At 45.3% G+C, this 14,640-nt stretch carries 13 protein-coding genes; all 13 read right to left on the reverse strand.

Annotation, left to right across the window (positions count from 1 at the left end):
- Positions 1-52: 52 nt before the first annotated feature.
- The 13 genes from WKT17_RS00795 to WKT17_RS00855 all read right to left on the reverse strand — a co-directional run bounded on the left by WKT17_RS00795 (position 53) and on the right by WKT17_RS00855 (position 14,633).
- On the reverse strand, positions 53-1,306 hold the full coding sequence (locus WKT17_RS00795; protein ID WP_173750153.1) for a methylaspartate ammonia-lyase: 1,254 nt from the start codon (positions 1,304-1,306) through the stop codon (positions 53-55).
- 87 nt (positions 1,307-1,393) lie between these two features.
- Positions 1,394-2,842 carry a methylaspartate mutase subunit E gene (locus WKT17_RS00800; RefSeq protein WP_173750154.1) on the reverse strand — a complete coding sequence of 483 codons (1,449 nt, stop codon included), beginning with the start codon at positions 2,840-2,842 and terminating at the stop codon, positions 1,394-1,396.
- Positions 2,826-4,214, reverse strand: a complete 1,389-nt coding sequence (glmL, locus tag WKT17_RS00805) for a methylaspartate mutase accessory protein GlmL (RefSeq protein ID WP_291682212.1) — start codon at positions 4,212-4,214, stop codon at positions 2,826-2,828. The genes WKT17_RS00800 and glmL overlap by 17 nt, the downstream gene beginning before the upstream one ends.
- A 21-nt stretch (positions 4,215-4,235) precedes the next feature.
- A complete protein-coding gene (gene glmS / locus WKT17_RS00810) occupies positions 4,236-4,667 on the reverse strand; it encodes a methylaspartate mutase subunit S (RefSeq protein ID WP_173750156.1) in 432 nt (143 codons plus the stop codon).
- Positions 4,668-4,697: 30 nt separating this feature from the next.
- Positions 4,698-6,101, reverse strand: a complete 1,404-nt coding sequence (citF, locus tag WKT17_RS00815; RefSeq protein ID WP_180211157.1) for a citrate lyase subunit alpha — start codon at positions 6,099-6,101, stop codon at positions 4,698-4,700.
- Positions 6,098-6,973: an HpcH/HpaI aldolase/citrate lyase family protein gene (locus WKT17_RS00820; RefSeq protein WP_173750158.1), complete on the reverse strand. Its 876-nt coding sequence runs from the start codon at positions 6,971-6,973 to the stop codon at positions 6,098-6,100. Before WKT17_RS00820 ends, citF begins: the two co-directional genes overlap by 4 nt.
- Positions 6,970-7,242 carry a citrate lyase acyl carrier protein gene (citD, locus tag WKT17_RS00825; protein ID WP_173750159.1) on the reverse strand — a complete coding sequence of 91 codons (273 nt, stop codon included), beginning with the start codon at positions 7,240-7,242 and terminating at the stop codon, positions 6,970-6,972. The genes WKT17_RS00820 and citD overlap by 4 nt, the downstream gene beginning before the upstream one ends.
- Positions 7,243-7,277: 35 nt before the next feature.
- Positions 7,278-7,910: a cyclodeaminase/cyclohydrolase family protein gene (locus WKT17_RS00830; protein ID WP_173750160.1), complete on the reverse strand. Its 633-nt coding sequence runs from the start codon at positions 7,908-7,910 to the stop codon at positions 7,278-7,280.
- A 27-nt stretch (positions 7,911-7,937) separates the two neighbouring features.
- Positions 7,938-8,831 (reverse strand): glutamate formimidoyltransferase, encoded by an 894-nt coding sequence (gene ftcD / locus WKT17_RS00835; protein ID WP_173750161.1) that lies wholly within the window; start codon positions 8,829-8,831, stop codon positions 7,938-7,940.
- A 13-nt stretch (positions 8,832-8,844) separates the two neighbouring features.
- Positions 8,845-10,101, reverse strand: a complete 1,257-nt coding sequence (gene hutI / locus WKT17_RS00840) for an imidazolonepropionase (protein WP_173750162.1) — start codon at positions 10,099-10,101, stop codon at positions 8,845-8,847.
- 33 nt (positions 10,102-10,134) lie between these two features.
- Complete coding sequence (locus WKT17_RS00845) at positions 10,135-12,180, reverse strand: urocanate hydratase (protein ID WP_173750163.1); 2,046 nt, start codon at positions 12,178-12,180, stop codon at positions 10,135-10,137.
- A gap of 233 nt (positions 12,181-12,413) precedes the next feature.
- Positions 12,414-13,757, reverse strand: a complete 1,344-nt coding sequence (locus WKT17_RS00850) for a sulfatase-like hydrolase/transferase (RefSeq protein WP_173750164.1) — start codon at positions 13,755-13,757, stop codon at positions 12,414-12,416.
- Positions 13,758-13,769: 12 nt separating this feature from the next.
- Positions 13,770-14,633 carry a carbohydrate ABC transporter permease gene (locus WKT17_RS00855; protein WP_291682210.1) on the reverse strand — a complete coding sequence of 288 codons (864 nt, stop codon included), beginning with the start codon at positions 14,631-14,633 and terminating at the stop codon, positions 13,770-13,772.
- Positions 14,634-14,640 lie beyond the last annotated feature (7 nt).

Raw genomic sequence — 14,640 nt, forward strand, 5'->3', positions numbered from 1 at the left:
TAAAGGGGCTTTTCAATCCTCACTCAATACGACACCTGTGTTTCGTCAACCTTTATTTCTGAGTTTTTCTTGCTTTTCTAAGAGCAAGGATTCTTTCCATTTCATTGTAAACAATCATAAAGCCTTCGTCAACACCCATGCCCGGTTTTGCAAGAATCTGGTCCGGTTTGGTTGCCATTGCACAGTTTACGCAAACCTGTGCAGAACGGTCTGTTTCGTTACAGGTACCGCCCTGGTAAGCGCCGAATCCTTTTTCTTTGCAGTAAAGAACGGCTTCCACAATGTTATTGATTCCGCCAAGGTCCGGTGTCTTAATCTGTGCCATATGTCCGGCTTTGTTGTCTGCAAAGTATTTTACATCTTCCAGAGTATTGCACCATTCGTCTGCCACTAACTCTACATCAATGCCTCTTCTGTCCACTTCTTCTCTCAGTCCCTTTAAGCAGAGCATCTGTTTTTCTCTTTCCTCTGCGTCCATAGGGCCTTCAATTCTCAAATGGAAGGGTTTTGCCGCTTCTTCCAGTTCTGCCAGATAATCCGCCATAGCCGGATAATTGTCTACGCCGAAAATTGCACCAATCGTACCGTATACGTCAATATGGAACACCGGCATATAATTTTCGTCATTGCGCAGCTTCAGCACACGGTCTCTTAACCACGCCACATACTCTTTTAAGATTTCTCCGTGCTCGCCCAGTTTTAACTTCACATTGTTAATCAAAGCGTGAGGCATAACCGCAGCACCTTTTAAAATCATCTTATCCGCATTGTCATAACGGCTGTCCCCGGACTGGGTAAATACAGGAATCGGCTCTTCTGAAACCGTTGTGCCGTATTCATCAGCAACAACCTCGCACATCAGACGCTTGCTGGATTTTGCCACTGCGTCCAAAATCGCCTGACTTACTCCATAGCGGATAGCGGTGTGCAGTCTCTTACCCTCCACCTGAATGTTTTCCAGCATTTCGCATAAGTTCTTAAAGCTGTCCGCCTCTTTTCCAACCAATTCCGGTTTGATATATTTGTCAATAATCGGAATAAAGTCTTCTGCCAGAAACAGCGGGTCACGTCCGCCTGCACCGGAATACTGTACGGCTGCACAGTCACCCCAGGCAATCTGTCCGTCCTCCAGAATCAGCATGACGGAAATGGCCTCTCCGGCCTGTCTTACAGACTTAAATCCCGGTGTAACGGTCTCCCCAAAATATGCAGCGCCGTCAGAAACAGCGCCTTTTTTAATCGCTCTCTGGTCATCAAAGAAAAATCCGGTTCTTGCTTTTGAACAAACTACGTCTACTATTTTCATGATACTCTTCTCCTTTATTTACCGTGATAAAGTAAACTTTCTTTCTATTTTCCTTTTATATTTTCTCTTTCGTTTCTGCCTCTCTCATCATTTAGGCTTACCAACTAATCTACCCTTACTGATTGCATACACGTCGTCAATCACCATCTGGAAGGAAGCTTTTCTCTTTTCCATCTTCGCACGGTGTTCAATCTTGCCTCTGTTGAAGTCAATGAGTTCCTGCGGAAGCGGAACGTGGGCGGTATTTAAATAGCGCACAGCGCCTTCATGGTCACGGGCCGGAAGCATTTTGCCGAAATTGTATTTACTCGGGGCAAACGGAATATCAATGACACCGGCTTTGACTGCGCGGATAACGCCAAGCGCCAGATCACCCATACCAAGTTCAAAGGTCTTGTCCACAATAGCACAGGTTTCCCCTTTGATGATGGCCTTTTCCAGTTCCAGAGCAGAGCTCTTTAATTCCTGGTCAGCTAACAGGGAAATGGCCTGTTTTGTACAGCGCAGCCCCTGTGCATTGGCTTCCATGGTCGGTACACCAATGGCTTCATGAGGAGTCTTAACAATTACCTTTGTAGCTTTTGCCAGAGCTGCTACAGAACTTCCCCAGGAAATAACAGCGAAGGCTTTTGCTTCGTCCTGTGGGAAGCCGCCCATCCACTGATGAAGTACGGAAGTAACGGTTACATCTTCGTATCCGTATTTTTCCAGGTATTCTTCTGTCAGTTCTTCCAGAACCCGAAGGGCTGCAACGTCCTGTACCAGGTTACCGCACTGGCCGTAACCTACGGTTACATTTTTTACACCCTGTTCTGCTGCCAGAAGAGCCTCAATAATGGCAACCGCATTGGACATAGACGGCGGAACCAGAGTACCGGTTAACGGTCCGTACGGCTCACGGTTAATGGATACGCCTGCTTCTTCGTAGATACCGGTCAGACGGTCTACATACTGCCAGTCATAAATGGTTCTCTCAAGAGGAACGTCTTTTGCATATGGAATATTGTAGGAAATACCGCCGCCTTCATAGCTTGTAAACCCTCCTGCATAGCAGATTTCTGTCAGCAGTCTGGCGTCCGGAGTACCATGGCGTACCTGTACCGGAGTATCCAGATTTTCAATAATCTGACGGCATCCGTATACACCGTGGTTGACGGCCGGAAAACCATTGAGCATGGATTTCTGTGTGTGGATAGACTCTTTAATTCCCACCTCTGCCTCTTCATAACGGTTCTGACGTGTATAAGAATCAATGGTTGTAGGAAGCAAATCTGCCTCACCCTGGTTCTGCAGATACTGCAGAAGTTTAATGTGTTCATCAATCAATGCTACACCGGCTCTTGGCTGAATCAGTGTTCTTCTCTCCTTCTTCGCTGCTGACAGCTTCCTGGAAAAGCTCTTTGATTCCGGCATATTTTTGTGATACTCAACCGCTTCGTCAAAATCTACATCTTTACCTGTCGGCCACTGTTCCAGAATTTCTTTTCGGATACCGTAAAATTCATCATCCGACAATCTTTTATTCCTTATGTCCATAATAAGCAATCTCCTTCTTCATAATTTCCAGCGCCGCTGTGGGATAATGCTGGGAAAGCAGTCCCATGGCCGCCAGAATATATTTTCTATCCACCAGGATTTCCGCATGCTCCGGGCGCAAAGAGCCGGGAGTGCTCTCATCATACAGAGCGTATTTGGCAATCTCCTCTGTATGTTTTGCATGTATCAGTGCACCGCCTGTGACTATGACGTATTTTACACGGCGCAAATCCTTGCCGCTTTGCAGATAAGTAAGTCCACAGGGGGTGTACACCTGTTCCAGAGAACCTGCGTGACGTGTCACCGCTGTCTCCACAGCCGCACAGGCCAGCGCATAGTCCATATTTTCCATTTCTTCGTTATCCGGAATATAGTCTGTGTGATTTCCCAGATATTCCACCAGTCCCGCAATTTTCTGGCGGTTGATACCGGATATTTTCGACAGTTTCCGGTCTCCTGCCGCTTCCAGAATCCCCTGGGCACTGTAACGCATACCAATGTCGCCTTCCACACTTCGTTTGGCATATGGCTCCTGCAGTCCCTTCATCACCGTAGCTGCATTGGCCGGATTTCCGTCTGCAATGGAATAGACATCTGTTGTGGCGCCGCCTAAATCCACGCCTACCAGTTCTCCAATGCCCCGGCAATCCTCCCAGCCGTCAGACAACAACTCCATGGCTGCCAGCATGGCAGAAGGTGTTGGCATAATAATGCCGGAAACCAAATCCGAAGCCTCGGAAAGTCCTTTTCCCTGCACAATTCTCTTCAGAAAAATTTCCCGTATCTGTTTCTGTGTGGGCTCAATGTTCAATTCACCAAGCCTTGGCATAACATTTTCACAGATATAAGTGGTTCTTCCCTCCAGAATTTCCTGACACTCCTCTGCTGCACAGCGGTTTCCCGCAATGACGATGGGGCAGTCATAGCTTAAATCTGCCAGCATTTTGGCATTATAGAGAATACACTCTGCGTTTCCCCCGTCCGTTCCTCCTGTCAGCAGAATAATATCCGGGTGATATTTCTCAATCTCCCGCATATCCCCTTTTGTCAGGTTAAAAGAATAGGTTTTCCATACCTTTGCACCGGCGCCCAGAGACGCCTCTTTAGAGGCCTGGGCCGTCAGTTCCGGTACCAGACCGATAGAAATCATCTTCAGTCCTCCGGCTGCGCTGGAGCAGGCATAGCGTTCCTCATATTCCATATGCCCCACTGTCTTTTCCAGGAGTTCCAGCGCGTCGCAAAGCCCGTTGTTAATATCTGTTTCCACTGTGGTATACGCTGCCGCCGTACCCAGAATCTCACAGCCTTCCACATCCACAGCCGTTACCTTGGTGTTGGTGCTGCCAAAGTCCACCAATAAGATTGGTTTCATTTCATTCACCGCCTCGCTTTATCAGTCCTCTGTCTTTGGAGCTTCCATGCCGAAATCTTCATACAATGCTGCAATGGTTGTTTCCGGCGCTGTACCCGGACCGAATACCCGGTCAAAGCCCATGGCTTTGAAACGTTTTTCCACTTCATTAAATGGCTGTTTTCCTACAACGATATTTCCTCCTACATATAAGAGAATATCCTTTAAACCAGCCTCGTTGCATTTGTCTCTCAAACCACGGCAGTCCAGCTCTCCGTGACCATAAAGAGAGGACACTAAAATGGCATCTGCGCCTGTCTCAATGGCAGCGGAAATATATTCCTCCTGAGACACCATAACTCCAAGGTTTGTCACATCAAATCCCGCATCCTCAAAGGCATGCTGGAGAATACTGATTCCCACTGCATGTACATCTGCGCCGATAACGCCGATGATTAATTTCTTTTTATCCACTGTAAACCGCTCCCTTCCGCTTTTTCTGATTTATAATACATTTTTAATGGTATCCAGTAAGGTTCCATCGCGGTACAGTACGTTTGCTACAACTCGTTCTCCCATTTCCACCCGTTTGGGGACACCCGCAATGTCCTCTGCAATCTGTTTCAATTCTTCTATATCTTTTACCGGCAGTCCGGCTTTGATTAATTTTTCCTTTAATTCCTTCTGTTTCGGATTCACGGCAATGCCCCTCTGGGTTACCACCACATCTACCGTCTCACCCGGTGTGGATTTGCACAGCACCTCATCTACAATCAGAGGAAGTCTGGCCCGGATAAGGGGCGCCACAATAATTGCCAGCTTTGCACCTGCTGCTGTGTCGCAGTGTCCGCCTGAACCTCCCATGATGTATCCATTGGAATCCGTATGCACATTGACATTGAAATTCACATCTACCTGGGTTGCACCGAGAATCACCACATCCAGACTGTCTACTGCTGCACTTTTCGCCGCCGGGGACGCATAGCGCATAGCCGAAATTTCCTGGTGTTTCGGATTTTCCCGAATGGATTCAATGGCTTTTAAATCAAAACACTGCACATCCAAAATCGTGTCAAAGTATCCTTTATTTGCCATATCCACCATGTAACCCGTAATGCCGCCCATACAGAAGCTGCCTTTGATGTGTTCCTTTTCCATCATCTCTTCCACATATTTTGCCACAGCCAGAGATGCACCTCCGGCGCCGGTCTGGAAAGAGAAACCGTCCTTTAAGTATCCGGAATGCTTCACCACCTGTGCCGCCAGACCTGCAATGCGAAGTCCTACAGGGTCACGGGTAATCTTTGTAGTTCCGGACACAATCCGCGCCGGGTCGCCAATCTGCTCTACCTGCACTACATAATCCACATAACCCTCATGAATGGAGGTATCTTTTAACGGATAAGGCACCAGGTTATCGGTCAGCACCACTACCTTGTCTGCATGCAGCGCGTCAGAAAATGCGTATCCCAGAGAACCGCAGGCTGACGGGCCGTATTTTCCGCTACAGTTTCCCATCTCATCTGCACAGGGCGCTGCCAGAAAAGCAAGGTCAATTTTTGAGGAACCATTTTCCATATCTCCGGCTCTTCCTCCGTGACTTCTGAAAATCACTGGTTTTGCCAGAATCCCTTTGGAAATCGCCTTTCCTACCTTTGCACCCATATAGTTACATTCCAGCCCTGTCACAACCCCGTTTTTGATATGTTCAATAATAGGTTCGTGAATATCGAAAATGGAACTTGCATTTACCGTCAAATCCCGAATTCCCATCCGGGCTGCTGCGTCCAGCACCATATTCAGCACATAATCGCCGTTTCTCATATGATGATGAAAAGAGATGGTCATTCCGTCTTTCAGCCCTGCTTTTTCAATGGCTTCTTTTACAGAACCGATTAATTTATTCATCTGCACGCACCTCCATAAATCGCTTCTTCCATTTCCAGTACCTGACGGGCACGTTTTACAATAGGTGCGTCAATCATCTTCCCTCTTAAGGAAATCACACCCTTGCCCTGACGCTTGCCTTCTTCGATGGCATCCATGACGTCATGGGCATATTCGATTTCACTCTCTGTGGGAGAGAAAACGGCATTTACAATATCCACATGCCTCGGCGAAATCACCGCTTTTCCTGCAAATCCCAAACTCTTGGCAAATTCGGTATCTTTTTCCAGGCCTTCCATATCCTCCACATCGGTAAACGGCGTGTCATAGGCTTCAATGCCGCAGGCTCTGGCCGCACATACCAGACGTGTTCTGGCATAAAAGATTTCCTTGCCCTCTTTGGTCCGTTTGCAGTGCATGTCTGCAGTAAAGTCTTCTCCTCCCAGAAACAGGCCGATAACCCGCTTATCTGCGCTGGCAATATCAAAAGCCTTTTCTACGCCAAGAGCAGTTTCAATCAGTGGAAGAATCTTCACAGAGCCTTCCTCCACTCCGGCTGCTTTCTCCACTTCTGTTATGTAATCTGCCACCTGGCGAATCATCTCGCCCCCGCTTACCTTCGTGGGCATAACCACATCCGGTTTCAGAGGAATAATCGCTTTCAAATCTTCTTTCCAGAATTCCGTATCCGTAGGATTGATACGAACTACCACTTCACAGTTGGGGAAAGACTGATATTTCAGTGCATTTCTCACCAGAATTCTGGCTGCATCCTTTTCGTCCGGAGACACTGCGTCTTCCAAATCAAAAATGATGGTGTCTGCACCCAGAGTATCCCCATTTATCAGCATATTGGGAGTGTTTCCCGGTAAAAACAGCATGGTTCTTCTCATAACGTTTCCACTCCCCCTCTTTTCAGTGCAGTTTCCATTCGTGCGCGTATGACGCAGTCTAAGGCACCTTTGTCTTTAATAAAGATTTTTCCCGTGGAAACATCAAATTCCTTTAAGGTTTCCAGTACGGCAGCCCGAATGGAATCCATATATTGATTCGCAACAACGGAGTCAATCTCCAGGGTCAGTTCCTTTTCGTCTGGCTCAATCTGAATAAACAAATCACTGGATTCCAGGGTTCCTGCTACTGCATTTTTTAAAATCTTCACAGGCTTTCTCCTTTCATCGTCTTCCTTCTTCTGTCTTACTCTGTTACACTTTTGGAAACGCCCGCCTGAGCCAGAATCTTCTGCTCAAAGGCAACCGCTTTTTTCTCCAGCACCGCTACTTCCTCAGAAGTTGCTTTTACAAATTCTTCGTCCTTAATGGATTCCAGATTGATTTTTACATTAAACAGCGCGCCCAACACTGCAGTTCTTGCCATCATAGTCGCAACCAAAGCATCGGTAACGGCTGTTTTATTTCCTTTTGTCACCATCACTTCCGCAAACGGAAGCACTTCATAAGCGGCTTTTGCCACAGATAAAGGCACGGCTACGGCTGCTTTTAATCCGTTCTGCATAGCTTCTGTACGGGCTGCCTTTTCTTCCTCTGTTTCCTTCGGAAGCGTCAGAGCCTGCATATACAAATCAAAAGATTCGCTGTCTCTTTTGATGTCGTCCAACAGCTGCTCGCAGATTTTATGCATAGGCTCTACAGCCTCTTTCATTTCTTCTTCTACTTCTGCGTATTTTTTCTTGCCAATCGTCAATCCCGCCACCATTTCTGTCAGAGCTGCTGCTAAAGCGCCAGCGAGGGCGGAAATACTTCCGCCCCCAGGTACTGGTTCATTAGAGGCTGTCTGCATGGCGAATTCTTTAATTGTCATATTTTTCATGGCATATACCTCTTATATTATTTTGAATTAAAGTCTTGTTTCAAGTACCTGTTTCGGGTCAAAGCCTTCAAATCCCAGGTAGTATTCTGCGCAGTCTACAATTGCCTGCAGCGGAATCAGACCAACGACTTCACTGCCAAGTACATTTACGCCGTAACGTCTTGCTTCCATACGAACGGTTTCAAATACTGTGTAAACAGATGTTTTTGTATAGTCTGTTAAGTTCATGGATACCTGCGCAATGTTTCTGTCCTCCAGCATAACGCCCATAGCTTTGCAGTAACGGAAGCCGCCTTTGATGTGACGGATTTTATCTGCGATTTTCTGAGCGATTTCTACGCTAGAAGTATCCAGGTTGATGTTGTAAGCAATCAGCGGCATTCTTGCGCCGATAGCTGTTACACCACCGGTAGGATGAATGGTGTTTGGACCAAAATCCGGTTTCCATTTTTCCTGGTCTTTCATTTTTTCTGCCATACCTTCAAACTGTCCCTGACGAACTTTTGCAAGATTTTCTCTGTGAGGAGCTGTAGCAGATTTTTCATATAAGAAGAATGGCTGACCAAATTTGTCTGCTGCTTCTTTTGCAACTTCTTTTGCAAGAGCGTCTGCTTCTTCTACCGTTGTGTTGCGGATAGGAATGAATGGAACAACGTCTACACAACCCATACGTGGGTGCTGTCCCTGATGTTTTGTCATATCGATTAATTCTACTGCTTTTCCAATCGCTGCAACCATAGCTTCTTTTAATGGTTCCGGTTCACCGATAACGGTTACGACACTTCTGTTGTGGTCTTCGTCAGAGCTGTAGTCTAATAATTTTACACCTTCTATATTGCGGAAGCAGTCCACGATTTTTTCGATTTTTTCTTTGTCTCTTCCTTCACTGAAATTCGGTACGCATTCGATAATTTTGTTCATAATTGTGTTCTCCTTATCTCCATTCTTTGTGATATACAGTTTCCCCTTTTTTGATAACCGTTTCTACCAGATTAATGCCTGTGTGATATGGCATAAAGTGGATAGATGGGAATTTCAAAATAACAATATCCGCCTGTTTTCCCGCTTCCAGGCTTCCCACGGTATCAGCTCTGTCTACAGCCGCCGCGCCGTTAATGGTCAGTGCGGTAATGACTTCCTCAATGGACATATTCATATAAATACAGCCAAGCGCTACCAAAAGAGGGATAGAATTGGTAAAGCAGCTGCCCGGATTCAAATCCGACGCAAGCGCCACTGCGCATCCTTCATCAATCATTTTTCTTCCCGGCGCATACTCTTCTTTCAAAGAAAATGCAGTGGCAGGAAGGAGGGTACTGATAACTCCGGCCTCTCTCATCTGACGGATTCCTTCATCGGAAGCCTTCAGCAAATGGTCTGCAGATACAGCTCCCACTCTGGAAGCCAGTTCTGCGCCTCCAAGCTGGTAAATTTCATCTGCATGAATTTTCAGCTTAAATCCCATCTTTTTTGCTTCTGTGAGATAATACTCGGAATCTTCTATATTAAATACATTTTTTTCTGTAAAGATATCAGCAAACTCTGCCAGGTTCTCTTCCTTTACTTTCGGCATAACCCCCTGAAGCTGTTCTTCCAGAAATTCTCTTTCTTTGCCTTTCCACTGAGGAAGAACACTGTGAGGTCCCAGAAAGGTTCTGACAATATCCACAGGATGGGTTTCATCCAGTTTTTTCATGACACGAAGCTGTTTCAGCTCTGTTTCACAGTCCATGCCGTAACCGCTCTTGCCTTCTACGGTGGTAACACCGAATTCCAGCATACGGTTCAACCGTTCTTCTCCTGCTTCTATCAATTCCTCTTCTGTAGCTTCTCTGGTAGGAACAACGGTGGCATTAATGCCGCCGCCCCGTTCCATAATGGACATATAACTGTCGCCTTTTAATCTCCAGGAAAATTCATCTGCCCGGTATCCGCCGAAAATAAAATGTGTATGAGAATCCACGAATCCCGGCATAACGGTTTTCCCTGCAGCGTCTATGACTTCATATTCGTTTAAGTCCACCTGTCTGTCCAGTTCCTCCGTAGTACCTGTGGCAACGATTTTATCATCATGGATAATCACAGCGCCGTCTTTAATCAGACCAATATCCGACATTTCTTTTCCGTGTTTCGGCGCGCTGCCCTTACAGGTAACCAATTCGGAGGCATGGCGTATATATCTTTTCTTCATGTTCTGTCTCCTCATAACTGTTTGCGGAAATTCTTAGTGGTGTGTATGATGATGAGGTTCTACCACCACGTCTTTGCACACTCTTTCAATCAATTCATCGTTTGCCAGGTATGGCATTGTGATGTAATCTTCACCATTTCTAATCTTGTTGTATTCTGCAACTGTTTCAATCGAATGTTCACATCTGCCCCAGCTTCTTCTGGATACACCAATCATAGTATCCCATGGAATAGCTGCCATTAAAATTTCGTCCACTCTTTCGCTTCCGTCCAGAACCATACCAAATCCGCCGTTGATGGATTTGCTGATACCAACACCGCCGCCGTTGTGAAGAGCTACAAGGCTCATACCTCTTGCTGCATTGCCTGCGTAGCAGTGAACAGCCATATCTGCCGTAATGTTGGAACCATCATAAATGTTAGAGGTTTCTCTGTATGGAGAATCTGTTCCGCCTGTATCATGGTGGTCACGTCCCAGCATAACCGGTCCGATTTCACCGTTTCTTACCATTTCGTTAAATTTCAGAGCGATATCTCTTCTTCCAAGAGCATCCTGATACAGAATACGGCACTGTGTACCAACAACCAGTTTGTTCTTTTCTGCGTCGCGAATCCAGATGTAGTTATCTCTGTCCTGGCTTCTTCTGTTCGGGTCAATGATTTCCATTGCTGCATGGTCTGTTTTTCTTAAATCTTCCGGTTTGCCGGACAGACAGCACCATCTGAATGGTCCATATCCATAGTCGAACAGCTCCGGTCCTAAAATATCTTCTACATAAGATGGGAAGATAAAGCCTTCGCTGGTGTCTTCTCCGTTCTTCGCAATATCTTTTGCGCCTGCGTCAAAGACTGCTTTCATAAATGCATTGCCATAATCAAAGAAGTAAGCGCCTCTTTCTACCAGAGTCTTAATCAGATGATAATGTTTCACCAGAGACTGGTCTACCAGTTCACAGAATTTTTCTTTATCATTTGCCAGCATTTCTGTTCTTTCTTCAAAGGTCAGACCCTGTGGGCAGTAACCTCCGTCGTATGGAACATGGCAGGATGTCTGGTCAGATAAGAGTTCAATCTTAATATTATTGTCAACTGCATACTGCAGAAGGTCTACGATATTTCCGTGGAATGCAATGGAAATGGTTTCTTTCTTATCCATGTATTCCTGAGCCACACGGAATGCTTCCGCTGCGTCTTCGATGACCAGACTTACCCATCCCTGGCTGTGACGTGTTTCAATTCTGGAGTAATCCACTTCCGCAACGATACCGACACCGCCTGCAATTTCGATGGCTTTTGGCTGAGCGCCGCTCATTCCGCCAAGACCGCTGGTTACAAATAAATGTCCGGCCAAATCGCCGTCCTGTGGAACGCCTAAGAATTTACGTCCTGCATTTAAAATCGTATTAAAAGTACCGTGAACGATACCCTGTGGTCCGATGTACATCCAGCCGCCGGCTGTCATCTGTCCATAGGAAGAAACTCCCATAGCTGTTGCTTTTGCCCAGTCTTCCGGATTGTCAAACATACCAACCATAAGTCCGTTTGTCACGATAACTCTCGGGCTGGATTCATGAGATTTAAAGAGTCCCATTGGATGTCCGCTCATCATAACCAGTGTGTGATGATGTGTCAGTTTTTCCAGATATTTTTTGATTAACTGATACTGCATCCAGTTCTGGCAAACCTGTCCGGTTTCTCCATATGTAACCAGTTCGTAAGGATAAAGCGCTACGTCATGGTCCAGGTTGTTGTCAATCATAACCTGGAAAGCCTTTCCTTCGATACATTCGCCTTTATATTCATCAATGGGTTTTCCGTAAATTCTTTCCTTTGGCATGAAACGGTATCCGTAAATACGTCCATGTGTCAATAATTCGTCCAGGAATTCCGGTGCCAGCTGTTCATGCAGTTCTTCCGGTACATATCTCAAAGCATTTGCTACTGCCAGTTTAATCTCTCTTTTGTTCAGTGTCAGTTCTCTCATCGGCGCTCTTCTGACACCTTCCTTAAAGGTTGGATATTCCGGTAACACCGGGTCTAACTTGATTACCATTGCATTTCCGATATCTGCATTGTTCATTTCACATCGTCTCCTTTGCTTTTTTTGTGATTGTATCATTCGCGCAGTCTAAAAAACGTCTATTTTCCTAATCAGCGCAGAAAAAGGCCTGTTTCTTTTGACGTTTTTAACCAAATTACCCAAAATATTTTTGTGTGATAAAGTAAAAGTGCACTAAAACATAGAATTTCTCCTTCGAAATAGGAAAACCAGAGAACGCCCGGCTCTGTGGGATTCTCTGGTTTTCTATTCTTTTATTCCTGGTAAGGTCTTATTTCCGGAATTTTCTCTCCCGCTCTTTTCATACACTCTTTCAACTTCTCTGCCAACTGCCCCCTAATATCTCTATAAACAGGATTTCTGACCAAATTCACACTTTCAAAAGGGTCTTTTTCCAAGTCATACAAATACTGCTCATAGTAAACATCTGCTCCAGGACATTCCCAAGGGTCTTCCTCTGCCACAACAGAATATTTCCATTTGCGTGTACGAATAGCACGCCCCACCTGACTTTCACTGATTTGAACAAACACACACTCTTGCCATTCCTGCACTTTTCCTTCTACCAAGTTTCTCAGCGAATGCCCCTGAAAATCTTCCGGTTTTGGAATCCCTGCACAATCCAACAGCGTAACCGGTAAATCTATCAAGCTTACAAGATTCTGAATACGTTTACCGCCCGTAAAACTTCCACCTGTTGCAATGAGCGGAATATGAATACTGGATTCATGACAGGAACGCTTGTATTCGCTGTTTCTGGTACAGAAATGACAACCATGGTCAGATGTATAAAACAATATTGTGTTTTCCCACAGGCCTTTTTCTTTCAATGTATCTACCAAATATCCTACATTTTTGTCCAAACTATGGCACTGCCCCAAATAGTCCGGATAATTTTCCTTCCAGTCTCCCTCTCCCTCCGTCATATCACCAGGAGGAGTAAAATTGCCGAAAAGTTCTTTACTTCCGTCCGGTCCCTCAAACCTACCATGGTCATTTTGATGATGTGGTTCGATCTGAGAAATGAACAGAAAGAATGGGTTTTCCCCCTGATACTTATGCAGATAATGGATCGCATAATTATTAACAGCATCTGCACGATATCCTATAAATTCGTGTTTTTTCCCAGTTTCATCAAAAACATATCCATCATAACCGTGGGAAGTAGCTTCCAGTACATCGGAAGCCATCCAATAGTCCCGATAACCACCCCTCCTGTTTTCAGGTACTGCTCTTGTCTCGAAGTTTTCTTCATCTTCCAAAGCCTCGTAGCTGCTGCGATTAGATGCCAAATGCCACTTTCCTACATACGCGGTCTCATAACCTGCCCGGCGAAAATAATCCGCCAATGTTGTTATGTTTTCCGGAAGCGCTTGTGCATTGCGATGGCACCCTATCTGTGTGGCATACTTTCCACTTTGCAGACAAGCCCGTGCAGGTCCGCATACTGGCTGACATGTAAAAGCCCGTTCAAAAAGAGTCCCTTCCTTTGCCAGTCGATCCAGATTAGGCGTTACGTCTAAAGGCTGCCCATAACACCCCAGCGTATCCCAACGCTGTTGGTCTGAAAAATAAAATATAATATTGGGTCTTTCCATATTTTTTCTCCTCTATTTCAAGCCTGTCGATACAATACCTTGTACAAAATATTTCTGTGCACACAGGAATAAGATAATCATTGGCACGGAAATTAAAGTTGCCGCTGCCATCATAGGTCCCCATCTCACTGTGGTTTCATCCCGAAACATAGTCAAGGCCAACTGGACTGTACGCATACTTTCTGAATTCGTCATAACCAGTGGCCACAGGTAATCATTCCATACCGCTGACCCCTTTAAAAGTGCCAGCGTAGCCAGAATCACTTTAGAATTTGGAATGTAAATAGAAAAATAGGTTCTCCATTTACTTGCTCCATCAATCATTGCCGCTTCATCCAGAGAACGCGGAAAATTTTCATAAAACTGTTTACACAAAAAGATGCCAAAAGAACCGGATACCAATGGAATAATAATTCCCGGCAACGTATTCATCAATCCGGAACCGCCAAATCCCATAAGGTTATTTCCTCCTGCAAGAGGAAATTTAGCCATAATCAAAAAAGTCGGCAGCATAGTAACCTGCGGCGGCATCATCAGCCCTACCAAAAGCAACGTAAACAAAATTTTTGAGCCACGAAACTGTAGTCTGGCAAAAGCATATCCCGCTATGGAATTAAACAACAGTGAAAACGCAATGCTCGTTATGGTAATCACCAAAGAATTCCGAAAATAAACACTCCAGTTTCCTGTGTATAATGCTTCTTTATAATTGTTAAAGTCAAAAGTTCCCGGCAGGAAATGAAAAACCGCAGAATTAATTTCTCCTGTAGTTTTAAAGGAGGTAGAAATCATCATTACAATAGGAAGTATCATAATAAAAGAAACTCCCCCCATACAAACCAACCAGATTCCCTTTGTCCATTTTTTCTTTTTCATCTCTTTC

Origin of the sequence: Blautia sp. HCN-20427, from assembly GCF_037890365.1 — a bacterium.
GTDB lineage: Bacteria > Bacillota > Clostridia > Lachnospirales > Lachnospiraceae > Blautia.

Bases quoted from the DNA above. Each gene is read 5' to 3' on its own strand.
- ftcD (WP_173750161.1), bottom strand. From the start codon at position 8,831: ATGAACAAAATTATCGAATGCGTACCGAATTTCAGTGAAGGAAGAGAC.
- citF (WP_180211157.1), bottom strand. From the start codon at position 6,101: ATGAATAAATTAATCGGTTCTGTAAAAGAAGCCATTGAAAAAGCAGGG.
- hutI (WP_173750162.1), bottom strand. From the start codon at position 10,101: ATGAAGAAAAGATATATACGCCATGCCTCCGAATTGGTTACCTGTAAG.
- WKT17_RS00855 (WP_291682210.1), bottom strand. From the start codon at position 14,633: ATGAAAAAGAAAAAATGGACAAAGGGAATCTGGTTGGTTTGTATGGGG.
- WKT17_RS00830 (WP_173750160.1), bottom strand. From the start codon at position 7,910: ATGAAAAATATGACAATTAAAGAATTCGCCATGCAGACAGCCTCTAAT.
- WKT17_RS00795 (WP_173750153.1), bottom strand. From the start codon at position 1,306: ATGAAAATAGTAGACGTAGTTTGTTCAAAAGCAAGAACCGGATTTTTC.
- WKT17_RS00820 (WP_173750158.1), bottom strand. From the start codon at position 6,973: ATGAGAAGAACCATGCTGTTTTTACCGGGAAACACTCCCAATATGCTG.
- WKT17_RS00800 (WP_173750154.1), bottom strand. From the start codon at position 2,842: ATGGACATAAGGAATAAAAGATTGTCGGATGATGAATTTTACGGTATC.
- WKT17_RS00850 (WP_173750164.1), bottom strand. From the start codon at position 13,757: ATGGAAAGACCCAATATTATATTTTATTTTTCAGACCAACAGCGTTGG.
- glmL (WP_291682212.1), bottom strand. From the start codon at position 4,214: ATGAAACCAATCTTATTGGTGGACTTTGGCAGCACCAACACCAAGGTA.
- WKT17_RS00845 (WP_173750163.1), bottom strand. From the start codon at position 12,180: ATGAACAATGCAGATATCGGAAATGCAATGGTAATCAAGTTAGACCCG.